This is a genomic window from Pseudomonas sp. JE3303 (assembly GCF_056312565.1).
On record NZ_JBWGIF010000002.1, the window covers coordinates 38,352 to 59,391 of the forward strand.

The 21,040-nt window shown below is 61.7% G+C and carries 22 protein-coding genes and 1 other RNA gene; 16 read left to right on the forward strand and 7 right to left on the reverse strand.

Features of this window, described 5'->3' with window-relative positions; translation table 11 throughout:
- The first annotated feature begins 135 nt into the window (after positions 1–135).
- The 4 genes from cysD to AC0ZZU_RS03615 all read left to right on the forward strand — a co-directional run bounded on the left by cysD (position 136) and on the right by AC0ZZU_RS03615 (position 4,886).
- Positions 136–1,053, forward strand: coding sequence for a sulfate adenylyltransferase subunit CysD (gene cysD / locus AC0ZZU_RS03600; RefSeq protein WP_158459931.1), 918 nt, complete (start codon positions 136–138; stop codon positions 1,051–1,053).
- A gap of 15 nt (positions 1,054–1,068) precedes the next feature.
- Positions 1,069–2,970 (forward strand): sulfate adenylyltransferase subunit CysN, encoded by a 1,902-nt coding sequence (gene cysN, locus AC0ZZU_RS03605; protein WP_476339191.1) that lies wholly within the window; start codon positions 1,069–1,071, stop codon positions 2,968–2,970.
- 212 nt (positions 2,971–3,182) lie between these two features.
- The gene (locus tag AC0ZZU_RS03610) at positions 3,183–3,548 is read left to right on the forward strand and encodes a tail fiber domain-containing protein (protein WP_476339193.1); all 366 of its coding nucleotides are present in this window, start codon (positions 3,183–3,185) and stop codon (positions 3,546–3,548) included.
- Between the two features lie 141 nt (positions 3,549–3,689).
- Positions 3,690–4,886: a methionine gamma-lyase gene (locus AC0ZZU_RS03615; protein WP_476339195.1), complete on the forward strand. Its 1,197-nt coding sequence runs from the start codon at positions 3,690–3,692 to the stop codon at positions 4,884–4,886.
- 73 nt (positions 4,887–4,959) lie between these two features.
- Here the strand turns inward: AC0ZZU_RS03615 and AC0ZZU_RS03620 are convergent, their stop codons facing one another.
- A complete protein-coding gene (locus tag AC0ZZU_RS03620) occupies positions 4,960–5,397 on the reverse strand; it encodes a Z-ring associated ZapG family protein (protein ID WP_476339197.1) in 438 nt (145 codons plus the stop codon).
- A 140-nt stretch (positions 5,398–5,537) separates the two neighbouring features.
- Here AC0ZZU_RS03620 and AC0ZZU_RS03625 point away from each other — a divergent pair, with 140 nt between their 5' ends.
- The 3 genes from AC0ZZU_RS03625 (at position 5,538) to zapE (ending at position 8,726) form a co-directional block, all read left to right on the forward strand.
- Positions 5,538–6,173 carry an alpha/beta hydrolase gene (locus tag AC0ZZU_RS03625; RefSeq protein ID WP_476339199.1) on the forward strand — a complete coding sequence of 212 codons (636 nt, stop codon included), beginning with the start codon at positions 5,538–5,540 and terminating at the stop codon, positions 6,171–6,173.
- Positions 6,174–6,198: 25 nt separating this feature from the next.
- Positions 6,199–7,548: a tryptophan--tRNA ligase gene (locus AC0ZZU_RS03630; protein WP_476339201.1), complete on the forward strand. Its 1,350-nt coding sequence runs from the start codon at positions 6,199–6,201 to the stop codon at positions 7,546–7,548.
- A gap of 83 nt (positions 7,549–7,631) precedes the next feature.
- Positions 7,632–8,726, forward strand: a complete 1,095-nt coding sequence (gene zapE, locus AC0ZZU_RS03635) for a cell division protein ZapE (RefSeq protein WP_476339203.1) — start codon at positions 7,632–7,634, stop codon at positions 8,724–8,726.
- 13 nt (positions 8,727–8,739) lie between these two features.
- On the opposite strand, the gene AC0ZZU_RS03640 is transcribed toward zapE, so the two are convergent.
- Positions 8,740–9,639 (reverse strand): GlxA family transcriptional regulator, encoded by a 900-nt coding sequence (locus tag AC0ZZU_RS03640; RefSeq protein WP_476339490.1) that lies wholly within the window; start codon positions 9,637–9,639, stop codon positions 8,740–8,742.
- Between the two features lie 215 nt (positions 9,640–9,854).
- Positions 9,855–10,895 (reverse strand): NADP(H)-dependent aldo-keto reductase, encoded by a 1,041-nt coding sequence (locus AC0ZZU_RS03645; protein WP_476339205.1) that lies wholly within the window; start codon positions 10,893–10,895, stop codon positions 9,855–9,857.
- A gap of 250 nt (positions 10,896–11,145) precedes the next feature.
- Here AC0ZZU_RS03645 and rplM point away from each other — a divergent pair, with 250 nt between their 5' ends.
- The 7 genes from rplM to AC0ZZU_RS03680 all read left to right on the forward strand — a co-directional run bounded on the left by rplM (position 11,146) and on the right by AC0ZZU_RS03680 (position 16,024).
- The gene (rplM, locus tag AC0ZZU_RS03650; RefSeq protein ID WP_158459941.1) at positions 11,146–11,574 is read left to right on the forward strand and encodes a 50S ribosomal protein L13; all 429 of its coding nucleotides are present in this window, start codon (positions 11,146–11,148) and stop codon (positions 11,572–11,574) included.
- 14 nt (positions 11,575–11,588) lie between these two features.
- Positions 11,589–11,981 carry a 30S ribosomal protein S9 gene (rpsI, locus tag AC0ZZU_RS03655; RefSeq protein WP_158459942.1) on the forward strand — a complete coding sequence of 131 codons (393 nt, stop codon included), beginning with the start codon at positions 11,589–11,591 and terminating at the stop codon, positions 11,979–11,981.
- Positions 11,982–12,243: 262 nt separating this feature from the next.
- A complete protein-coding gene (gene petA, locus AC0ZZU_RS03660; RefSeq protein WP_476339207.1) occupies positions 12,244–12,837 on the forward strand; it encodes a ubiquinol-cytochrome c reductase iron-sulfur subunit in 594 nt (197 codons plus the stop codon).
- A complete protein-coding gene (locus AC0ZZU_RS03665) occupies positions 12,837–14,048 on the forward strand; it encodes a cytochrome b (RefSeq protein WP_476339209.1) in 1,212 nt (403 codons plus the stop codon). Before petA ends, AC0ZZU_RS03665 begins: the two co-directional genes overlap by 1 nt.
- Complete coding sequence (locus AC0ZZU_RS03670) at positions 14,048–14,827, forward strand: cytochrome c1 (RefSeq protein ID WP_476339211.1); 780 nt, start codon at positions 14,048–14,050, stop codon at positions 14,825–14,827. Before AC0ZZU_RS03665 ends, AC0ZZU_RS03670 begins: the two co-directional genes overlap by 1 nt.
- A 130-nt stretch (positions 14,828–14,957) precedes the next feature.
- Positions 14,958–15,581 carry a glutathione S-transferase N-terminal domain-containing protein gene (locus tag AC0ZZU_RS03675; protein WP_476339213.1) on the forward strand — a complete coding sequence of 208 codons (624 nt, stop codon included), beginning with the start codon at positions 14,958–14,960 and terminating at the stop codon, positions 15,579–15,581.
- Positions 15,582–15,592: 11 nt separating this feature from the next.
- Complete coding sequence (locus tag AC0ZZU_RS03680) at positions 15,593–16,024, forward strand: ClpXP protease specificity-enhancing factor (RefSeq protein ID WP_476339215.1); 432 nt, start codon at positions 15,593–15,595, stop codon at positions 16,022–16,024.
- Positions 16,025–16,082: 58 nt separating this feature from the next.
- Here AC0ZZU_RS03680 and AC0ZZU_RS03685 read toward each other — a convergent pair whose 3' ends face one another.
- The 4 genes from AC0ZZU_RS03685 to AC0ZZU_RS03700 form a co-directional block, all read right to left on the reverse strand.
- A complete protein-coding gene (locus AC0ZZU_RS03685; protein ID WP_158459948.1) occupies positions 16,083–16,661 on the reverse strand; it encodes a BON domain-containing protein in 579 nt (192 codons plus the stop codon).
- Positions 16,658–17,251: a phosphoheptose isomerase gene (locus tag AC0ZZU_RS03690; protein ID WP_158459949.1), complete on the reverse strand. Its 594-nt coding sequence runs from the start codon at positions 17,249–17,251 to the stop codon at positions 16,658–16,660. Before AC0ZZU_RS03690 ends, AC0ZZU_RS03685 begins: the two co-directional genes overlap by 4 nt.
- An 88-nt stretch (positions 17,252–17,339) precedes the next feature.
- A complete protein-coding gene (locus AC0ZZU_RS03695; protein ID WP_476339216.1) occupies positions 17,340–17,711 on the reverse strand; it encodes a YraN family protein in 372 nt (123 codons plus the stop codon).
- Positions 17,711–19,525 carry a penicillin-binding protein activator gene (locus AC0ZZU_RS03700; RefSeq protein ID WP_476339217.1) on the reverse strand — a complete coding sequence of 605 codons (1,815 nt, stop codon included), beginning with the start codon at positions 19,523–19,525 and terminating at the stop codon, positions 17,711–17,713. The genes AC0ZZU_RS03695 and AC0ZZU_RS03700 overlap by 1 nt, the downstream gene beginning before the upstream one ends.
- A 189-nt stretch (positions 19,526–19,714) precedes the next feature.
- Between AC0ZZU_RS03700 and rsmI the strand changes: the two genes are divergently transcribed.
- Both rsmI and rnpB read left to right on the forward strand, forming a co-directional pair.
- Positions 19,715–20,590 (forward strand): 16S rRNA (cytidine(1402)-2'-O)-methyltransferase, encoded by an 876-nt coding sequence (rsmI, locus tag AC0ZZU_RS03705; RefSeq protein ID WP_476339218.1) that lies wholly within the window; start codon positions 19,715–19,717, stop codon positions 20,588–20,590.
- A gap of 67 nt (positions 20,591–20,657) precedes the next feature.
- An RNA gene (gene rnpB / locus AC0ZZU_RS03710) (RNase P RNA component class A) lies at positions 20,658–21,017 on the forward strand.
- The last annotated feature ends 23 nt before the right edge of the window (positions 21,018–21,040 follow it).

Consider the following 21,040-nt stretch of genomic DNA (forward strand, 5'->3'; position numbering starts at 1 on the left):
GCGCCAAACACACAGGCATATTCTTAGATTGTTTCGTTCTAGCCCGGCGTCTAAATAGAATGTGTCGCTGTGATAAAGTGGCTCGCTCGAACACGGCCCGCTGGCCGTCCATAAGATCGTTTTTCGTGAGTAGCCATGGTCGACAAACTGACGCACTTGAAACAGCTGGAGGCGGAAAGCATCCACATCATCCGCGAGGTGGCCGCTGAGTTCGACAACCCGGTCATGCTGTACTCGATCGGCAAGGATTCCGCCGTGATGCTGCACCTGGCGCGCAAGGCCTTCTTCCCGGGCAAACTGCCGTTTCCCGTGATGCACGTCGACACCCAGTGGAAATTCCAGGAGATGTACAGCTTCCGCGACAAGATGGTCGAGGAAATGGGTCTCGAACTGATCACCCACGTCAACCCGGAAGGTGTGGCGCAGGGCATCAACCCGTTCACCCACGGCAGCTCCAAGCACACCGACATCATGAAGACCCAGGGCCTGAAGCAGGCGCTGGACAAGCACGGCTTCGACGCAGCCTTCGGCGGCGCGCGCCGCGACGAAGAGAAGTCCCGCGCCAAGGAACGTGTCTACTCCTTCCGCGACAGCAAGCACCGCTGGGACCCGAAGAACCAGCGTCCCGAGTTGTGGAACGTGTACAACGGCAAGGTCAACAAGGGCGAATCGATCCGCGTCTTCCCCCTGTCGAACTGGACCGAGCTGGACATCTGGCAGTACATCTACCTGGAAGGCATCCCGATCGTCCCCCTGTACTTCGCCGCCGAGCGTGAAGTCATCGAGAAGAACGGCACCCTGATCATGATCGACGATGATCGCATCCTCGAGCACCTTTCCGACGAGGACAAGGCGCGCATCGTCAAGAAGAAGGTGCGTTTCCGTACCCTCGGCTGCTACCCGTTGACGGGCGCCGTCGAGTCCGAAGCCGAGACCCTGACGGACATCATCCAGGAAATGCTCCTGACGCGAACGTCCGAACGTCAGGGCCGTGTCATCGACCACGATGGCGCCGGTTCCATGGAAGACAAGAAACGCCAGGGCTACTTCTAATTTCAGGGTTACTCCATGTCGCACCAATCTGATCTGATCAGCGAGGATATCCTCGCCTACCTGGCCCAGCACGAGCGCAAGGAACTGCTGCGCTTCCTGACCTGCGGCAACGTTGATGACGGCAAGAGCACCCTGATCGGGCGCCTGCTGCACGACTCGAAGATGATCTACGAGGACCACCTCGAAGCCATCACCCGTGATTCGAAGAAGTCCGGCACCACCGGTGAGGAAGTCGACCTGGCGCTGCTGGTCGACGGCCTGCAGGCCGAGCGCGAGCAGGGCATCACCATCGATGTCGCCTATCGCTACTTCTCGACCGCCAAGCGCAAGTTCATCATTGCCGACACTCCGGGTCACGAGCAGTACACCCGCAACATGGCCACTGGTGCCTCGACCTGCGACCTGGCGATCATCCTTGTCGATGCCCGCTACGGCGTCCAGACCCAGACCCGCCGGCACAGCTACATCGCCTCGTTGCTGGGCATCAAGCACATCGTCGTGGCCATCAACAAGATGGACCTCAAGGGCTTTGACGAGCAGGTCTTCGAGTCGATCAAGGCTGACTACCTGAAATTCGCCGAAGCCATCAACCTGGCGCCGAGCAGCCTGCACTTCGTGCCAATGTCGGCGCTCAAGGGCGACAACGTGGTCAACCGCAGCGAGCGTTCGCCGTGGTACACCGGCCCTGCCTTGATGGAGATCCTGGAAACCGTCGAAGTCGCGGCCGACCGCAACTTCACCGACCTGCGCTTCCCGGTGCAGTACGTCAACCGCCCGAACCTGAACTTCCGTGGCTTTGCCGGCACCCTGGCCAGCGGCGTCGTGCACAAGGGCGACGAAGTCGTCGTGCTGCCGTCGGGCAAGAGCAGCCGGGTCAAGTCCATCGTCACCTACGAAGGTGAGCTGGAGCACGCCGGCCCAGGCCAGGCCGTGACCCTGACCATGGAAGACGAGATCGACATCTCCCGTGGCGACTTGCTGGTGCATGCCGACAACGTCCCACCGGTGACCGATCAGTTCGACGCCATGCTGGTGTGGATGTCCGAGGAGCCGATGCTTCCCGGCAAGAAGTACGACATCAAGCGTGCCACCAGCTATGTGCCAGGCTCGATCGCCAGCATCACCCACAAGGTCGATGTGAACACCCTTGAGCTGGGTGCGGCCAGCGCCTTGCAGCTCAACGAGATCGGCCGGGTCAAGGTCGCGCTCGATGCCTCGATCGCTCTGGATGGTTACGAAAGCAACCGTACTACCGGCGCCTTCATCGTGATCGATCGCCTCACCAACGGCACTGTCGGCGCCGGCATGATCATCGCGCCGCCGGTATTGCCGCATGGCACCGCCAGCCAGCACGGCAGCCTGTGCCACGTCTCCACCGAAGAGCGCGCGCTGCGTCTTGGCCAGCAACCGGCCACCGTGCTGTTCAGCGGCCTGTCGGGGGCTGGCAAGAGCACCCTGGCCTACGCCGTGGAGCGCAAGCTGTTCGACCTGGGCCGTGCGGTTTATGTCCTCGACGGTCAGAACCTGCGCCACGACCTGAACAAGGGACTGCCTCAGGACCGCACCGGCCGTACCGAGAACTGGCGCCGCGCCGCCCATGTGGCGCGCCAGTTCAACGAAGCCGGCCTGCTGACGCTGGCTGCGTTCGTGGCTCCAGATGCCGAAGGCCGTGAGCAGGCCAAGGCGCTGATCGGCAAGGAACGTCTGCTGACCGTCTACGTCCAGGCTTCACCGCTGGTCTGCCGCGAGCGCGACCCGCAGGGCCTGTATGCCGCCGGTGGCGACAACATCCCGGGTGAAGGCTTCCCGTACGACGTGCCGCTGGATGCCGATCTGGTGATCGACACCCAGAACTCGAGCGTGGAAGAGGGCGTCAGGCAGGTGCTGGAACTGCTGCGCACGCGTGGCGCGATCTAAGCGTTCTGCTTGAGCGAAAAACCCGCCACGGCGATGAGCCTGGCGGGTTTTTTCATGGCCGCTAAACAGCCACATTGCTGCTCTCGGAAAAATCCGGCGCTGACTATGGCATTTTCGCTGTAGGGGCTCTGCCAATGCCGATAGTGCGTGGAACTGCCGAACTTACACTTGCACGGTACATTTCGTACAAAACAAGAAAGTGGAGTAAGGCAATGACGTTTGGCAAGACCCTGGTAGCTGCAACCCTGGCTTTCGTGGCAATTCCAGCAATCGCGGGCGACGCTGGCGGGCAATGCTGCCCGTTCAGCGACAAGAGCCTGAAGAGCTCGGTCAAGCCGCTGGAAGGCTCGACGCAGCAACTGATGCAACTCAACGGTGTTCAGTTCACCTGGAAAGACTCCGGCCGCGAAGACGTCGGCCTGATCGCCCAGGACGTGCAGAAGGTATACCCGCAAGTGGTCCACGAGAAACAAGGCCTGCTGACAGTGGACTACCAGAAGCTGGTCGCCCCATTGATCGAGTCGGTGCGTGAGCTGAACGCACGGATCGAAGTGCTGGAAAAAGTACAGGCTCAGTAAGCCGGCAAGGGGTTTCGTGCCGGTCAAAGGCCGCTGTGCCTTTCCGGGAGCGAATTCCCCCTCACACCTTCAGTCGTCTGTTGAGCGCGCGGATCACTCCCGTGGCATAAGCTTATAACAAACGACTGGAGGCATGAGGCCATGAGCGATGCTGACAACCGCTGCGGTTTTTCCACGCGGGCCATTCATCACGGCTACGATCCTCAGTCCCATCAAGGCGCTCTGGTGCCACCTGTCTACCAGACAGCGACCTATGCATTTCCCACCGTCGAGTACGGCGCCGCCTGCTTTGCCGGCGAGGCGGAGGGGCACGTCTACAGCCGCATTTCGAATCCGACCCTTGCCTTGCTCGAAACGCGCATGGCCTCGCTGGAAGGCGGGGAGGCGGGCCTGGCATTGGCTTCCGGCATGGGCGCCATCACTTCGACGATGTGGACCCTGCTGCGACCTGGCGACGAGTTGATCGTTGGCCGGACGGTATACGGATGCACCTTTGGTTTCCTGCACCACGGCATCGCCGAGTTTGGCATAAAAGTCCGTCACGTAGACCTGAACGATGCCCTGGCCTTGCGCGGCGCGATCAGCCCGGCGACCCGCATGATCTATTTCGAAACCCCATCCAACCCTGACATGCAGCTGGTGGATATTGCCGCGGTGAGCCACATGGCCCGTGAGCACGGCATCCTGGTCGTAGTCGACAACACCTACTGCACGCCGTACCTGCAACGCCCCCTGGAGATAGGAGCGGACCTCGTGGTGCACTCGGCGACCAAGTACCTGAGTGGGCATGGGGATATCACCGCGGGGTTGGTGGTAGGGCGCAAGACACTCGTGGACCGCATTCGCCTGCAAGGGCTGAAGGACATGACTGGCGCGGTGTTATCGCCCCAGGACGCCTCGCTGCTCATGCGCGGTATCAAGACCCTGTCGCTGCGGATGGACCGTCATTGCGCGAACGCCCAGCAGGTCGCCGAATTCATCGAGAGTCACCCCCTGGTCGAGCTGATCCACTATCCAGGGTTGTCCAGTTTTCCACAGTACGAGCTGGCGCAGCGGCAGATGCGGCTGCCTGGCGGGATGATTGCCTTCGAGCTCAAGGGCGGCATAGGGGCGGGGAGGCGTTTCATGAATGCGCTGAAGCTGTTCAGCCGGGCGGTCAGCCTGGGGGATGCAGAATCACTGGCCCAGCATCCCGCGAGCATGACGCATTCCGCCTACAGCCCGCAGGAGCGTGCGGAGCATGGTATTTCGGAGGGATTGGTAAGGATTTCGGTAGGGCTGGAGGATATTGACGACCTGATCGCCGATATCGACCAGGCCCTCAACACACCGCCTTGATGTAGGAGCGGCCTTGTGTCGCGAAGCGGCCGCTTCGCGACACCAGGCCGCTCCTACACACACACAAAGACGTTTAGCGCTTCAGCCCATACTGCTCATCAAGCATGCCTGGCGAGTTCGGCGACTTTGGTGCGTAGTCGCGTGGCACTTCGGCGGTGTCCTTGGGTGGCGTCAGGCGGTCACGCGGGCCCTGCGCTGCATCGGAATGCAACGAAGCCAGCAGGCGCTGGCGGGTCAGCTCGTCGAGCGCCAGGCGGTTGGCGCCGTCGGCCAGGTGATCCTGGACATCCTGATAGCTCTGGGTGAGCCTCTTGACCAGCGAAGCGGTGCTGTTGAAGTGGGTGACCACCTCATTCTGATAACTGTCGAAACGCTGCTGGATGTCATCCAGCTGGCGCTGTGTGCTGCTCGGTGCCGCGTTGGGCAGCACGCGGGCAACCACGAAACCGATGACCACGCCCACGACGAGGGCCAGGGTCGGCAACAACCAAACCAAGAGCGAGAGTTCCACGAGTCCTTCCTCTATAAACGGCTTTGCTTTACGTTAACGGCTCGGACCTGCGCTGTATACCGCGAACGATCGCAAATATCTCAGAACAGAATTCTTTCAGCTAGACGAGCCGACCCATTCCGAGGTCACGGAGTAGTGCCTTGCTTATCCGCGAAACCCCCTTGTTCATCGATGGCCCGAGTGGCCAGCTGGAAGCCTTGTACCTGGATGCCCCCGAGCCACGAGGCGTGGTATTGATCTGCCATCCCAACCCAGTCCAGGGTGGCACCATGCTCAACAAGGTTGTTTCGACCCTGCAGCGTACCGCCCGCGACGCTGGCTACATTACCCTGCGCTTCAACTACCGGGGCGTCGGGCAGAGCGCAGGCAGCCATGACATGGGCAGTGGCGAGGTCGATGACGCCCATGCTGCCGCCCTCTGGCTGCGTGCAAGACACCCTGAACTGCCGCTGGTGCTGATGGGCTTCTCCTTTGGCGGCTTCGTCGCGGCAAGCCTCTCGGGCCGGCTTGAGGCCCAGGGCGTGGAGCTGCAACATCTGTTCATGATTGCCCCGGCAGTCATGCGCCTGAGCGCCGAGCACAGCCTGGCGCGGAACTGCCCGCTGACCCTGGTGCAGCCGGACACCGACGAAGTGGTCGAGCCCCATCTGGTGTACGACTGGTCCGACGCACTGCCGCGCCCCCATGAGCTGCTGAAAGTGGCAGAATGCGGACACTTCTTTCATGGCAAGCTGACCGATCTCAAGGATCTGGTGCTGCCGCGTCTCTCGAACTGAGCCAAGCCTGATCAAGCGATAACCCATGACTACGCGCATTCTTACCGGTATCACCACCACCGGCACCCCGCACCTGGGCAACTACGCCGGTGCCATCCGGCCGGCGATCCTCGCCAGCCAGCAGCCCGGTGCAGACTCGTTCTACTTCCTGGCCGACTACCACGCCCTGATCAAGTGCGATGACCCGCTGCGCATCCAGCGCTCTCGGCTCGAAATCGCCGCGACCTGGCTGGCCGGTGGCCTGGACCCGGACAGGGTCACCTTCTATCGCCAGTCCGACATCCCCGAGATTCCCGAGCTTACCTGGCTGCTGACCTGCGTCGCCGCCAAGGGCCTGCTCAACCGCGCGCACGCCTACAAGGCCTCGGTGGACAAGAACGTTGAAAACGGCGAAGACCCGGACGCCGGCGTGACCATGGGCCTGTTCAGCTACCCGGTGCTGATGGCCGCCGACATCCTGATGTTCAACGCGCACAAGGTCCCGGTCGGCCGTGACCAGATCCAGCACGTGGAAATGGCCCGCGATATCGGCCAGCGCTTCAACCACCTGTTCGGCAAGGGCAAGGAATTCTTTGTCATGCCCGAGGCGGTGATCGAGGAGAGCGTGGCGACCCTGCCGGGCCTGGACGGCCGCAAGATGTCCAAGAGCTACGACAACACGATCCCACTGTTCAGCAGTGCCAAGGAAATGAAAGACGCGATCTCGCGCATCGTCACCGACTCGCGCGCGCCGGGCGAGCCGAAGGATCCCGATGCCTCGCACCTCTTCACCCTGTATCAGGCTTTCGCCACGCCTGCGCAGGCCGCCGAGCTGCGCGAAGAGCTGCTCCAGGGTCTTGGCTGGGGCGAGGCCAAGCAGCGCCTGTTCCAGCGTCTCGATAGCCAGCTGGGCGAGGCCCGCGAGCGGTATCACCAACTGATCGCCCGTCCGGCGGACCTCGAGGACATCCTCTTGGCGGGCGCAGCGAAGGCGCGCAAGACCGCCAGTCCATTCCTGGAGCAGCTGCGCGAAGCCGTGGGCCTGCGCTCGTTCCGCAGCAGTGTGCAGGCCGCTGGCGAAGCGAAGAAGAAGGCCGCGAAGAGCGCTCGCTTCATCAGCTTCCGTGACGAAGACGGCAGCTTCCGCTTCCGCCTGCTGGCGGCTGATGGCGAACAGCTGCTGCTGTCGCGCAGCTTCGCCGACGGCAAGAGCGCTGGCGGCGTAAGCAAGCAGCTGCAGCAGGGCGGCGAGCTGGACGTGCGTGTCGAGCCCTTGAGCTTCAGCCTGTGGCTGGATGGCGAGAGCGTCGCCGAAGGCCCACAGTTCAATGATGCCAGCGCTCGCGACGACGCCATCGCAAGCCTGCGCGCCGCGCTTCAGCCACAAGCGGACTGAGGCAATTTGCCGCAAGTCCGATTGCCATTATCCAGGGCCGTCGTTACAGTGACGGCCCGCTTTTGTTGCCTTGCTAACGAATTATGACGCCCCTAGAACGATATCAAGCAGATCTCAAACGTCCCGATTTCTTCCATGACGCGGCGCAGGAAACAGCGGTCCGTCACCTGCAGCGTCTCTACGACGACCTGGTGAACGCGCAGAACAGCAAGCCCGGCATATTCGGCAAGCTGTTCGGCAAGAAAGAGCAGGCACCCGTCAAGGGCCTGTATTTCTGGGGCGGAGTGGGGCGGGGCAAGACGTATCTGGTCGACACCTTCTTCGAAGCGTTGCCGTTCAAGCAGAAAGTCCGCACCCACTTCCACCGCTTCATGAAGCGCGTGCATGAGGAAATGAGGACGCTCAAGGGCGAAAAGAACCCGCTGACGATCATCGCCAAGCGTTTCTCCGACGAAGCGCGTGTGATCTGCTTCGATGAATTCTTCGTCTCCGACATCACCGACGCCATGATCCTTGGCACCCTGATGGAAGAGCTGTTCAAGAACGGCGTGACCCTGGTGGCGACGTCCAACATCGTGCCGGACGGCCTGTACAAGGACGGCCTGCAGCGCGCGCGCTTCCTGCCGGCGATTGCCTTGATCAAGCAGAACACCGAGATCGTCAACGTCGACAGCGGCGTGGACTACCGTCTGCGTCACCTGGAGCAGGCCGAGCTGTTCCACTATCCGCTCGACGAAGCCGCCCAGCAAAGCCTGCGCCAGAGCTTCAAGGCGCTGACCCCGGAGTGCACCCAGGCCGTCGAGAACGACGTGCTGATGATCGAGAACCGCGAGATTCTTGCTTTGCGTACCTGCGACGACGTCGCCTGGTTCGATTTCCGCGCCCTGTGCGACGGTCCACGCAGCCAGAACGACTACATCGAGCTGGGCAAGATCTTCCATGCCGTGCTGATCAGCGGCGTCGAGCAGATGGGCGTGGCCACGGACGACATTGCCCGGCGCTTCATCAACATGGTCGACGAATTCTACGACCGTAACGTCAAGCTGATCATCTCGGCGGAAGTCGAGCTCAAGGACCTGTACACCGGTGGCCGCCTGACCTTCGAGTTCCAGCGTACCCTCAGCCGCCTGCTGGAAATGCAGTCCCACGAGTTCCTGGCACGGGCGCACAAGCCCTGACCAGGCGCCGGCGCTAGCCCGCTTCTTGCACGAACTGTTGCCGATACTGGTTCGGCGACAGCTCCGTATGCTGGCGAAACAGCCGGGCGAAGAAGCTGGCGTCGTCGTAGCCTACCTCGTAGCTGATGGTCTTGATGCTCTTGCGGGTGCTCGACAACAGCCCCTTGGCCGTTTCGATGCGCAAACGCTGCAGGTAGTGCAGCGGCTTGTCGCCCGTGGCGCTCTGGAAGCGGCGCATGAAGTTGCGGATGCTCATGCCGTGGTTGCGCGCCACGTCCTCGAAGCGGAACTTGTCCGCGAAGTGCTCCTCGAGCCAGTGCTGGATCTGCAGGATGATCAGGTCCTGATGCAGCTTCTGGCCACCAAACCCCATGCGCCCCGGCGTATAGCTGCGCTGCACCTCGTAGAGGATGTCGCGGGCCACCGCCTGGGCGACGTTGGCCCCGCAGAAACGCTCGATCAGATAGATGTACAGGTCGCAGGCCGAGGTGGTGCCGCCAGCGCAATACACATTGTCGGCATCTGTCAGGTGCTTGTCCTGATTCAGGCGGACCTTGGGAAAGCGCTCGACGAAACTGTTGAAGAATCGCCAGTAGGTGGTCGCTTCCTTGCCATCCAGCAGCCCGGCCTCGGCCAGCCAGAACACGCCGCTGGCCTCGCCGCACAGGACCGCGCCCCGGGCGTGCTGCTCGCGCAGCCAGTCAAGGACCTGCGGGTAGCGCTGGCACAATGTGTCGAAGTTGTCCGAGAAGGCCGGGAGGATGATGATGTCGGCGTGTTCCAGTCCGCCGTCGACCGGCAGCTGGACATTGCTGAAGCTGTCCACAGGCAGCCCGTCCGGGCTTACCAGGCGGGTCTCGAACAGCGGCTGCAGGCCCAGGCCCATCTGCCTGCCATAGCGCAGGCTGGCCAGGTGGAAGAAGTCCTTGGCTTGCATCAGGGTCGATGCGAACACTTTATCGACGGCCAGGATACTGACGCGCCGCAGGGATGCGGTGGGTTGGGTAAGCATCATTTGTCGTTGTTCTTATAAGGTAGAGTGGTCAATCACCGGCTGGATCGTCTTATTTTTTGATGATCGTGTCTACCCTGGGGCTCCCGCGCCATGCGCGGGAACCCTCCGGGGCTTCAAGGCGCGGGGTTGGGCTGCTCCTGATGAATAGCCTCGATGGCCGCCAGCAGCTCATCGCCAAGGGTCAGCTCGAGGCTGGCCAGGTTGCTGCGCAGCTGCTCGATGCTGGTCGCGCCAATGATGTTGCTGGTCACGAAAGGCTGCCGCGTGACAAAGGCCAGGGCCATCTGCGCCGGGTCCAGGCCATGGGCCTGTGCCAGGCTCACATAGCGGCTGCAGGCAGCCACGGTCTGTGGGTTGGAGTAACGGGCGAAGCGGCTGAACAGCGTCAGGCGCGCGTGCTCTGGCCTGGCGCCATTCTCATACTTGCCCGACAGCATGCCGAAGGCCAGCGGCGAATACGCCAGCAGGCCGCATTGCTCGCGGATGGCGATTTCCGCCAGGCCTACCTCGAAACTGCGGTTGAGGAGGTTGTAGGGGTTCTGGATCGACACCGCGCGCGGCCAGCCACGGCTCTCGGCCAGCTGCAGGAACTTCATGGTGCCCCATGGCGTTTCGTTGGAGAGGCCTATGTGGCGGATCTTGCCGGCACGTACCTGGTCGTCCAGCACCTCGAGGGTTTCCTCCAGGGGCGTGAAATGATCCTGCGGCAGATGCTGATAGCCAAGCTTGCCGAAGAAGTTGGTGCTGCGCTCGGGCCAGTGCAGTTGGTAGAGGTCGATGCGGTCGGTCCGCAGGCGCGCCAGGCTGTCGTCGAGGGCGCTGACGATGTGCTGGCGGTTGTGCTTGAGCTGACCGTCGCGGATGTGGCTGATGCCATTGCCGGGGCCGGCGATCTTGCTGGCCAGGACCCAGTCGTCGCGATCGCCGTTGGCCGCGAACCAGTTGCCAATGATGCGCTCGGTGGCGGCGTAGGTTTCAGGGCGGGGCGGCACCGGATACATCTCGGCGGTGTCGATGAAATTGATGCCGCCGGCCTTGGCTTCGGCGATCTGGGCGAAGGCCTGGGCCTGGTCGTTCTGCTCGCCCCAGGTCATGGTGCCCAGGCACAGCGCGCTGACGTTCAGGTCGGTTCGGCCCAGCTTGCGATAGTCCATGATTCTCTCCCTGGTAAAATAAGCATCAAAGCAGGTTGTAATTTTTCGTGCAATCTGGATAATTCTGTCCCTCTCCGTGTGTGGAAGTGATGCCCCGCCCTCTGGAGTAACCCTGCCGAATATTGGACGCGCTGACCCGAGCCCCCGATAGCGTCCGTATGCGGCTGCGCGCTTGAACTTGTCAAGCGAAGCACTATCCAGTAAGATCCGCCGTCTTATTTTCGCTGGGCGGCCCCTGAGGCTATAAAGAATGAAAACTTTTACTGCTAAACCGGAAACAGTAAAGCGCGACTGGTTCGTAGTTGACGCCGCTGGTCAGACCCTGGGTCGTCTGGCTACCGAAATCGCTAGCCGTCTGCGTGGCAAGCACAAGCCAGAATACACTCCTCACGTTGACACCGGCGACTACATCGTCGTCATCAACGCCGAGCAGATCCGTGTGACTGGTGCCAAGACTACGGACAAAATGTACTACTCCCACTCCGGTTTCCCGGGCGGTATCAAGGAAATCAACTTCGAGAAGTTGATCGCCAAGGCGCCTGAGCGCGTGATCGAGACCGCGGTCAAGGGCATGCTGCCCAAGAACCCGCTGGGTCGCGACATGTACCGTAAGCTGAAAGTCTATGCGGGCGCTGCTCACCCTCATACTGCTCAGCAGCCTCAAGAACTGAAGATTTAACGGAATAGTTCATTATGTCGGCGACTCAAAATTACGGCACTGGCCGTCGCAAGACCGCAACCGCTCGCGTTTTCCTGCGTCCTGGTACCGGTAACATCTCCATCAACAACCGTTCTCTGGACACGTTCTTCGGCCGCGAAACCGCTCGCATGGTTGTTCGCCAGCCGCTGGAACTGACCGAGACCACCCAGAAGTTCGACATCTACGTCACCGTTATCGGTGGTGGTGTCAGCGGTCAGGCTGGTGCAATCCGTCACGGTATCACCCGTGCACTGATGGACTACGACGAATCCCTGCGTGGCGCTCTGCGTCGTGCTGGCTTCGTCACCCGCGACGCTCGTGAAGTTGAGCGTAAGAAAGTGGGTCTGCGTAAAGCACGTAAGCGTCCTCAGTACTCCAAGCGTTAATTTCGCTTCGGCAGTCAAAAGCCCGGTTCCGGAAGGAACCGGGCTTTTTTTTTGGCTTGAACTAACCTGACAGACATGTCCATGGCCACTTGCCGCATAGACGCAGGTCAAGGAATGCACGGGTTGTAGCCCAAGGCCCGGCTATTCACCTTGTCACTGTAAGGTCTTTTTAATTACCATTCGGCCAAATTTTTGGTGCCACAGACGTTACTTGATTAGACGCCTGTTTCAACAGGCCACAAAGCTGATGGGAGATGACTGAATGAGCAATGACGGCGTCAATGCTGGCCGGCGTCGCTTTCTCGTGGCTGCCACATCCGTGGTAGGTGCGGCGGGGGCGGTGGGGGCGGCGGTCCCGTTCGTGGGGTCATGGTTTCCCAGCGCCAAGGCCAAGGCTGCGGGTGCCCCGGTGAAGGTCAACATCGCCAAGGTCGAGCCGGGTCAGCAGATGGTGGCCGAATGGCGTGGCCAACCCGTGTTCATCGTGCGGCGCACGCAAGAGATCCTTGGCAACCTGAAAAAGATCGCCGGCGAGCTCTCGGATCCCGAATCCAAGGCCTCGGACCAACCCAGCTACGTCGACCCCGAAAACCGCTCGATCAAGCCCGAGATACTGCTTCTTGTCGGCCTGTGCACTCACCTGGGTTGCTCGCCGGTTTTCCGTCCTGAAGTCGCCCCTGCGGACCTTGGCCCCAAATGGGTCGGTGGCTACTTCTGCCCCTGTCACGGTTCGCACTACGACCTGGCCGGGCGCGTCTACAAGTCCCAGCCGGCCCCGCTGAATCTGCCGGTGCCACCGCACTCGTACGAGACAGATGATGTGATTGTCATTGGCGTCGATCAGGAGAACGCGTGATGAGCAAGTTCATGGACTGGGTGGATGCCCGCTTCCCTGCCACGCGGATGTGGGAAGAGCACCTGAGCAAATACTACGCGCCGAAGAATTTCAATTTCCTGTATTTCTTTGGATCGCTGGCGCTGCTGGTGCTGGTCAACCAGATCATCACCGGTGTATGGCTGACCATGAGTTTCACGCCATCGGCCGAAGAGGCATTCGCCTCGGTCGAATACATCATGCGTGATGTCGAGTACGGCTGGATCCTGCGCTACCTGCACTCCACAGGCGCCTCGGCGTTTTTCATCGTGGTGTACCTGCACATGTTCCGCGGCTTGCTCTACGGCTCGTACCAGAAGCCCCGGGAGCTGGTCTGGCTGTTCGGCATGCTGATCTACCTGGCGCTGATGGCCGAAGCGTTCATGGGTTACCTGCTGCCCTGGGGGCAGATGTCGTATTGGGGGGCTCAGGTGATCATTTCGCTGTTCGGTGCGATCCCGGTGATCGGCGCGGACCTTACCCAGTGGATCCGCGGCGACTACCTGATCTCCGGCATCACCCTCAACCGCTTCTTTGCCCTGCACGTGATAGCCCTGCCGATCGTCATTCTGGGGCTTGTGGTGCTGCACATCCTGGCGCTGCACGAGGTCGGCTCGAACAATCCGGATGGCGTCGACATCAAGAAGCACAAGGATGAAAACGGTGTACCGCATGACGGTATCCCCTTCCATCCGTACTACACGGTCAAGGACCTGGTGGGAGTAGTGGTCTTCCTCTTCGTGTTCTGCGCGGTGGTGTTCTTCTTCCCGGAAATGGGTGGGTACTTCCTGGAAAAACCCAACTTCGAACAGGCCAACGCCTTCAAGACGCCAGAGCACATCGCACCTGTCTGGTACTTCACGCCTTTCTACGCAATCTTGCGAGCCGTGCCTGACAAACTCTTCGGCGTCATGGCCATGGGGGCGGCAATCGCGGTGCTCTTCGTGCTGCCCTGGCTCGACCGCAGTCCGGTGCGCTCGATGCGCTACAAGGGCTGGCTGAGCAAGGTCTGGCTCGTGGTGTTCTGCGTGTCGTTCGTGATCCTTGGCATGCTGGGTGTCCAGGCGCCGACGCCGGGCCGGACCTTGCTGGCCCAGATCTGCACCCTGCTGTATTTCGCCTACTTCATCCTGATGCCGTTCTATACCAGGCTCGAGAAGACCAAACCGGTTCCGGAAAGGGTGACTGGCTGATGAAAAAGCTTATCGCGGTAATGATCCTGGCAGTGCTGCCCGCTTTCTCGTTTGCTGCCGAGCATTCCCTGGTACTGGACAAGGTGGATATCGATCTGTCCGACAAGGCCGCCATGCAGGATGGCGCGCGCACCTTCGCCAACTACTGCATGGGATGTCACAGCGCCAAGTTCCAACGCTATGAACGGGTGGCCGATGACCTGGGCATCCCCCATGAACTGATGCTCGAAAAAATGGTGTTCACGGGCGCCAAGATCGGTGACCACATGAATATCGGCATGCAGGTCAACGACGCCAAGGCCTGGTTTGGGGCCGCGCCGCCGGACCTGACGCTGGTGGCCAGGGTGCGCGGCGATGACTGGCTCTACAGCTATCTGCGCAGTTTCTATGCCGATCCGTCCCGGCCGTTTGGCTCAAACAACAAGGTGTTCCCCAACGTCGGCATGCCTAACGTGCTGGTCGGCCTGCAAGGCAACCAGGTGATCGGTTGCAAGCAGGTACAGACCGAGGTCGACGGCAAGCGGCAGTTCGACCCGTTGACTGGCAGCCCATTGACCCATGAAGCGTGTGATCAGCTGACCATCGAGCCGAATTCCGGTACCCTGACGCCAGAGCAGTTCGACGAGAAGGTCAAGAACCTCGTGACCTTCCTGGCCTACTCGGCCAACCCGGTCAAGCTGGAAAGCCAGCGCATCGGTACCTATGTGCTGTTGTTCCTGGCTTTCTTCTTCGTGTTCGCGTATTTGCTCAAGCGTGAATACTGGAAGGACGTGCACTGATCACGCAGTAGTTTCTGGTAGTTGAATGCGCCCTGGGGCGCTCCTGCAGAAGCAGGAGTGGCCCCAGGGCGCGTTTGCATTTGCAGTTGAAAAACATGTCGTTTCGAAAGCCCCTGCGAGGAGGACCACCATGGGCGTGACCAACAGGTTAGCCTGCTACTCCGACCCCGCTGACCATTATTCTCATCGGGTACGCCTCGTTCTCGCCGAGAAGGGCGTCAGTGTGCAGATCATCGATGTCGATGTCGGCCGCTTGCCCCCGAAGCTGATCGAAGTGAACCCTTATGGAAGCGTGCCAACCCTCGTCGACCGAGACCTGGCGTTGTACGAGTCGACCGTGGTGATGGAATACCTCGACGAGCGTTATCCGCATCCGCCGTTGTTGCCGGTGTATCCGGTGGGACGTGGCAACAGTCGTCTGCTGATGCACCGCATCCAGCGCGACTGGTGTGTCCTGGTGGATGTCATTCTCGACCCGCGCAGCAAGGACAGCGCGCGCACTCAGGCGCGCAAGGAGCTGCGCGAGAGCCTTACCGGGGTGTCACCGCTTTTCGCGGAGATGTCCTGTTTCATGAGTGAGGAGCAAAGCCTCGTCGATTGTTGTCTACTGCCCATACTCTGGCGTTTGCCAGTGATGGGAATTGAACTGCCGCGGCAAGCCAAGCCGCTGCTTGATTACATGGAGCGACAGTTTGCCCGGGAGGCATTCCAGGCAAGCCTGTCCGCTGCTGAGCGCGATATGCGCAAGTTTTGAAGGAGCCGTTGATGAACTCCAGTCGCCCTTATCTGGTACGAGCGCTGTACGAGTGGATCGTCGACAACGATTGCACGCCCCATATGCTGGTCAATGCCGAATATCCGGCGGTCCAGGTGCCCCAGGGTTTTGCCAGTGATGGCCAGATCGTTCTGAATATTTCGCCAAGCGCTGTCCGCCAGTTGCACATGGACAACGATGCGGTGAGCTTCGAAGGGCGATTTGGCGGCGTGGCCCACACGCTCTATGTGCCAAGCGCCGCGATCCTGGGCATTTATGCCCGGGAGAATGGCCAAGGCATGGTCTTCGAGCTAGAGCCGCCGCTGATGGACAGCGATGAGCTGGAAGAAGAGAGCATCGAGCCGGATGACGATGGGCCGCCTGCCGGGGGCAGCCAGCCGCCGCGTCCGACCGGGCGACCGAGCCTGAAGGTGGTCAAGTAACAAAAAAGGCGATCCTTGCGGATCGCCTTTTTCATGGGCAGGCGGCGGGGTTTCCCGGTCAGTCGATGTACTCGAACAGCTTTACGATCTTCTGCACGCCCGAAACGTTCTGCACCACGCTGGTGGCACGGGCGGCTTCCTGCTGGGTCAGCAGCCCGAGCAGATAGACGATGCCGTTTTCCGTGATTACCTTGATCCGCGAACCCGGCACATTGGCGTCTGCCAGCATCTGGGTCTTGATCTTGGTGGTCAGCCAGGCGTCATTGTTTCGCGCGAGGATGGAAGAGGGCTGGATGACCTGCAGCTCGTTATGCACCTTCTTCACCCGCTGAACCTGGCTGGCAGCCTGTTCCGCCATGCTCTTGAGGTCGGCCCGCGGAGTCTGGCCGGCAAGCAGCACGACACCGTTGTAGCTGCTGACGACGACATGCGAACCCTTGTCGAGGTCAGGGCTGGCCTTGGCGACGTTGACCGCCACCTTGGTCTCGATCAATGAGTCATCGATCTTGCTGCCGATGGTGCGGGTGCCGCGGTCATCTTCGATCGGCTTTTCGCGTGAGGCGGTGAGCACCGAGGTGCAGCCGCCGATGCTCAGGCACAACGTCAGGGCCATCAGGCCAAAGCGCTTGGGGATCATTCTTCACTCCCGAACAATTGGCTGTCGATCAGATCGCACAAGCAATGGATCGCCAGCAGGTGGACTTCCTGGATACGTGCCGTGACCGTGGACGGTACACGGATCTCGACGTCTTCGGGCAGCAGCAGAGAAGCCATGCCGCCACCATCGCGTCCCGTCATTGCTACGACAGTCATTTCGCGATCATGTGCGGCCTGGATCGCCTGGATCACGTTGGCCGAGTTGCCGCTGGTGGAAATGGCCAGCAGCACGTCGCCGGGTTGACCCAGCGCGCGGATCTGCTTGGAGAAGACCTCGTTGTAGCTGTAGTCGTTGGCGATCGAGGTGATGGTCGAGCTGTCGGTTGTCAGCGCGATGGCTGGGAGGCTCGGGCGCTCACGCTCGAAGCGGTTGAGCAGCTCCGAGGAAAAGTGCTGGGCATCACCCGCGGAGCCGCCATTGCCACACGCGAGCATCTTGCCCTCGTTGAGCATTGCATTGACCATCACCTGGCTTGCCAGTTCGATGTGCGGTGCCAGGATGTCCATAGCCTGTTGCTTGGTATCGATGCTGGCCTGGAACAGCCGGCGAATTCGGGATTGCATGTCCATCTGGTGTGACCTTAAGTGGGGCGGTGGCCAGCGCGACGCGCGGCAACAGGCCAGCCCGCGAAACACGGAGCGAAAAAGTTGAATGGGTTCAGCATTCGAAGGCGTTTTTCAGCCATTGGAGCGGTTGGCCTGCATGGCGGCTGCCCTGCAGGGCGACAACGTCGAAGCGGCAGGGATAACTGGCCCAGCGGGACTCCTTTTGCAGGAAAAGAGTGGCGGCCAGCACCAATCGTTTCTGCTTGCGCCCATCGATGCTGCCGAGGGCGCCGCCGAAATCCGCATGCAACCGGTAGCGGACTTCGACGAATACTACTGTATCGCTGTCGAGCATGACCAGATCAAGCTCACCGCCTTTGCATCGCCAGTTCTGCGTCAGCAGCCGCAAACCCTGCCCTCGAAGGTAATCGAGGGCCTGTTGTTCCGCGGCCTGGCCGGCGCTGGTGGTCGATGCGTCTGGCATCAGCGCGGGGTGTCCGGCAGGCGCTTGACCTGGCCGCCCGCAAACTCTGCCCAAGGCAGTTGGCGCTCGACACGTTGGCTGGCGTTCATGCTCAGGCTGCCTGACATCCCTTCGATGCGGTTGTCTGGCAATGCCTTCAGCTGGTCCAGGCGCGGTGCCAGGCTATAGGCATCCACGCCCATCGCGTACAGGCGACCCAGGCTGCCAGCAGCTTGCGGCCACTGGGCTACCACCTGCTGGCGCAACCCGCTGCTGGTATCGAGCAGCCACGGAGTCTCGCAGAAGCGAATCCCGGTCATGTCGTTGTACTGGTTGACGTCACCACTGGCACTGTAGACGTTCGAGGTGGCGTAGACCGGCACGTCCCCAGCGTACTGGAAGTTCAGGGTCGGCTTGATCTGCTGTGCCTGCTGGGGCGTGGCGGCGAGGAACAGGAAATCGATGTCCTGGCGGCGCGATGGTTGCGCGGCGACGCTGCCGCCCACGGTGCTTTGCAGGCTCTGTGCGCGGCCTTCGCTCTGGCGCAGCTGGAACAGGTCGGCGATCTGCTGGGCCAGGGCGACCGGCTGAGCGACACGCTCGGCGGCGAGCAGCGTGCCACCCTTGGACTCCCAGTCTTCACGGAAGGCCTTGAGCACGCGGTCACCCCATTCGCCGCTCGGCACCAGTGCAACGGCGCGCACCATGCCATCGGCATGAGCGCGGCGGGAAACCTCGCGGGCCTCATCCTCGGCGGCCAGGCCAAACTGGAACAGTTGTGGCGGCGCTTTCTGGCCGGCATCGGCGTAGTTCAGGGCCAGCGTCGGGATTGGCAGCTGCGCCATGGCAGCCAGCTTTTTCACCAGCGGCTTTTCCAATGGGCCGATGACCAGTTGCACGCCATCGGCCTGGGCCTGGCGGTAGAAGTCCTCGACCGATGTCAGCCTCGAGCTGTCGACCACCTGGATGGCCGGTGCCGGCTGGCCCGACTGCTGGGCCTGGAAATGCGCGGCCATGAAGCCATCGCGCAGAGCGCGCGCCACGCTGGCCAACGGGCCTTCCTGAGGCAGCAGCAGGGCGATCTTGGTCAGCGGCTGGCTGGCCAGCTCCTTGAGCTTGACCAGGGGCAGTGGCAGCTGGATGGCGGCAGGGTGGCCAGGATGCTGGGCACGCCAGCTCTCGATGGCGGCCTGCTGTTGCTCCAGAGTGCCCGCGCTCTTCACCGCCAAGGCAAGGCTGGTCCAGCCGGCCAGGGTATCGGTGCCGGTGGTCTGCAGCTGCTCGGCTGGCAGCGCGGCAAGCAGGGTCCAGATGGCGTCGTTGTTCGCACTGGCGGCATCACCGGTCAGCAGCGGCCCCAGCAGGACACGCTGCTGCGCGGCAGGCAGGGCCTGGCCGTCGGCTTCGAGGGCGGCGGCGTGAACGCTGTAGGTGCGCACCTGCAGCTCCTGAGGCAACTCACCCACTCGGGCAAGGCTCGGGTGGGCGAGAGCGGTGAGCGCCGCCTTCGGCTGGTTGCGGCTCATGGCGAGCTCGGCGGCCAGGGTGCTGGCGAATACCTGCTGGGCGGGCTTGAGCGACTCCAGCGGCACTTGCTCGAGGATGCGCGCGGCACCGGGGAAGTCCTTCTGCCGGTAGGCCTGGTCCGCGGCGCTCAGGCGCAGCAGCGCGGCCTGCTCGGGCGACTTTGCCGAAGCAGCCTGTTCAAGCAATTGCTCGATGCTCGCATCCGGGGTGCGTGGCAGTTCGCCCAGGCTGGATGAGGGCGAGCTGGCGCAGGCCGCCAGCAGGGCAGCAAGGCAGAAGGCTGTGAACAGCCGCAGGCAAGCGATCATGTAGGTGTCCTGTTACTCGACCAAGTTGGCCGACGATTGTACCCAAGCACTGGCCGGGGCGCGACGACGGCAGCGCTGATCCTTCAATATAGGTGTTGTGACCCTCCCCGGCAGACAAGATGGTTGCGCAGTGTTGCCGGTGGTCGGGCTACAATGGCCGCCTCAGATCCGAAACGACAGGTGTGCGCAGTGACAGATGTTCCAGGGGCTTCGAAATCCACGATCGGTACGCTTTATGTGGTCGCCACGCCCATAGGCAACCTGGACGACATGAGCGCCAGGGCCTTGAAGATCCTGGGAGGCGTCGCGCTGATTGCCGCCGAGGACACTCGTCATTCGATCCGTCTGTTGCAGCACTTCGGCATCAACACGCCCCTGGCTGCTTGCCATGAGCACAACGAGCGTGACGAAGGCAGCCGCTTTCTGACCCGGCTGCTGGCCGGTGATGATGTAGCGCTGATCTCCGATGCCGGCACGCCGCTGATTTCCGACCCCGGCTATCACCTGGTGCGCCAGGCGCGCGCCGCGGGTGTGAGTGTGGTGCCGGTGCCGGGGGCCTGCGCGTTGATCGCCGCGCTCTCCGCTGCTGGGCTGCCCTCGGACCGCTTCATCTTCGAAGGCTTTCTGCCCGCCAAGGCGGCCGGACGCCGTGCGCGCCTGGAGCAAGTGAAGGAAGAGCCCCGCACGCTGATCTTCTATGAGGCGCCGCACCGTATCCTTGAGTGCCTCGAAGACATGCAGGCGGTATTCGGTGACGAGCGTCCGGCCTTGCTTGCGCGGGAGCTGACCAAGACCTTCGAGACCCTCAAGGGTCTGCCGCTGGGTAAGCTGCGTGAATTCGTGTCCGGTGACAGCAACCAGCAGCGGGGAGAGTGCGTTGTGCTGGTCGCGGGCTGGACCGCGCCGGAGGACGAGCAGGCGGTCAGCAATGAAGCGCTTCGCGTACTGGACCTGCTGATGGCGGAGATGCCGCTTAAGAGAGCAGCTGCCTTGGCGGCTGAAATCACTGGTGTACGCAAGAACCTGCTCTACCAAGCGGCTCTCGAGCGACAGAAGGAAAAGTGATGGCGTGATGCCATTCGTCGTTTTACCGCTTGTTCTTGAACGCCGCTCCCGGTAACCTTGGCCGCGGAGAGTCGATTGGACAGTCGCTGCCTTCTTTTGTTCCGCAAAAGAGGGGGGAGGAAAGTCCGGGCTCCATAGGGCAGAGTGCCAGGTAATGCCTGGGAGGCGCGAGCCTACGGAAAGTGCCACAGAAAATAACCGCCTAAGCACTTCGGTGCCGGTAAGGGTGAAAAGGTGCGGTAAGAGCGCACCGCGCGGCTGGCAACAGTTCGTGGCTAGGTAAACCCCACTCGGAGCAAGACCAAATAGGGTTCCATATGGCGCGGCCCGCGTTGGAACCGGGTAGGTTGCTAAAGACGTCCAGTGATGGCCGTCGTAGAGGAATGACTGTCCTCGACAGAACCCGGCTTACAGATCGACTCTCCACCTCCCTTTCCTGCTCGTTCTTGA

Bases quoted from the DNA above. Each gene is read 5' to 3' on its own strand.
- AC0ZZU_RS03610 (WP_476339193.1), top strand. From the start codon at position 3,183: ATGACGTTTGGCAAGACCCTGGTAGCTGCAACCCTGGCTTTCGTGGCA.
- AC0ZZU_RS03675 (WP_476339213.1), top strand. From the start codon at position 14,958: ATGGGCGTGACCAACAGGTTAGCCTGCTACTCCGACCCCGCTGACCAT.
- AC0ZZU_RS03690 (WP_158459949.1), bottom strand. From the start codon at position 17,251: ATGGACATGCAATCCCGAATTCGCCGGCTGTTCCAGGCCAGCATCGAT.
- AC0ZZU_RS03665 (WP_476339209.1), top strand. From the start codon at position 12,837: ATGAGCAAGTTCATGGACTGGGTGGATGCCCGCTTCCCTGCCACGCGG.
- AC0ZZU_RS03695 (WP_476339216.1), bottom strand. From the start codon at position 17,711: ATGCCAGACGCATCGACCACCAGCGCCGGCCAGGCCGCGGAACAACAG.
- AC0ZZU_RS03615 (WP_476339195.1), top strand. From the start codon at position 3,690: ATGAGCGATGCTGACAACCGCTGCGGTTTTTCCACGCGGGCCATTCAT.
- petA (WP_476339207.1), top strand. From the start codon at position 12,244: ATGAGCAATGACGGCGTCAATGCTGGCCGGCGTCGCTTTCTCGTGGCT.
- rplM (WP_158459941.1), top strand. From the start codon at position 11,146: ATGAAAACTTTTACTGCTAAACCGGAAACAGTAAAGCGCGACTGGTTC.
- AC0ZZU_RS03685 (WP_158459948.1), bottom strand. From the start codon at position 16,661: ATGATCCCCAAGCGCTTTGGCCTGATGGCCCTGACGTTGTGCCTGAGC.
- AC0ZZU_RS03680 (WP_476339215.1), top strand. From the start codon at position 15,593: ATGAACTCCAGTCGCCCTTATCTGGTACGAGCGCTGTACGAGTGGATC.
- AC0ZZU_RS03670 (WP_476339211.1), top strand. From the start codon at position 14,048: ATGAAAAAGCTTATCGCGGTAATGATCCTGGCAGTGCTGCCCGCTTTC.
- rpsI (WP_158459942.1), top strand. From the start codon at position 11,589: ATGTCGGCGACTCAAAATTACGGCACTGGCCGTCGCAAGACCGCAACC.
- cysN (WP_476339191.1), top strand. From the start codon at position 1,069: ATGTCGCACCAATCTGATCTGATCAGCGAGGATATCCTCGCCTACCTG.
- AC0ZZU_RS03645 (WP_476339205.1), bottom strand. From the start codon at position 10,895: ATGGACTATCGCAAGCTGGGCCGAACCGACCTGAACGTCAGCGCGCTG.
- cysD (WP_158459931.1), top strand. From the start codon at position 136: ATGGTCGACAAACTGACGCACTTGAAACAGCTGGAGGCGGAAAGCATC.
- AC0ZZU_RS03700 (WP_476339217.1), bottom strand. From the start codon at position 19,525: ATGATCGCTTGCCTGCGGCTGTTCACAGCCTTCTGCCTTGCTGCCCTG.
- zapE (WP_476339203.1), top strand. From the start codon at position 7,632: ATGACGCCCCTAGAACGATATCAAGCAGATCTCAAACGTCCCGATTTC.
- AC0ZZU_RS03630 (WP_476339201.1), top strand. From the start codon at position 6,199: ATGACTACGCGCATTCTTACCGGTATCACCACCACCGGCACCCCGCAC.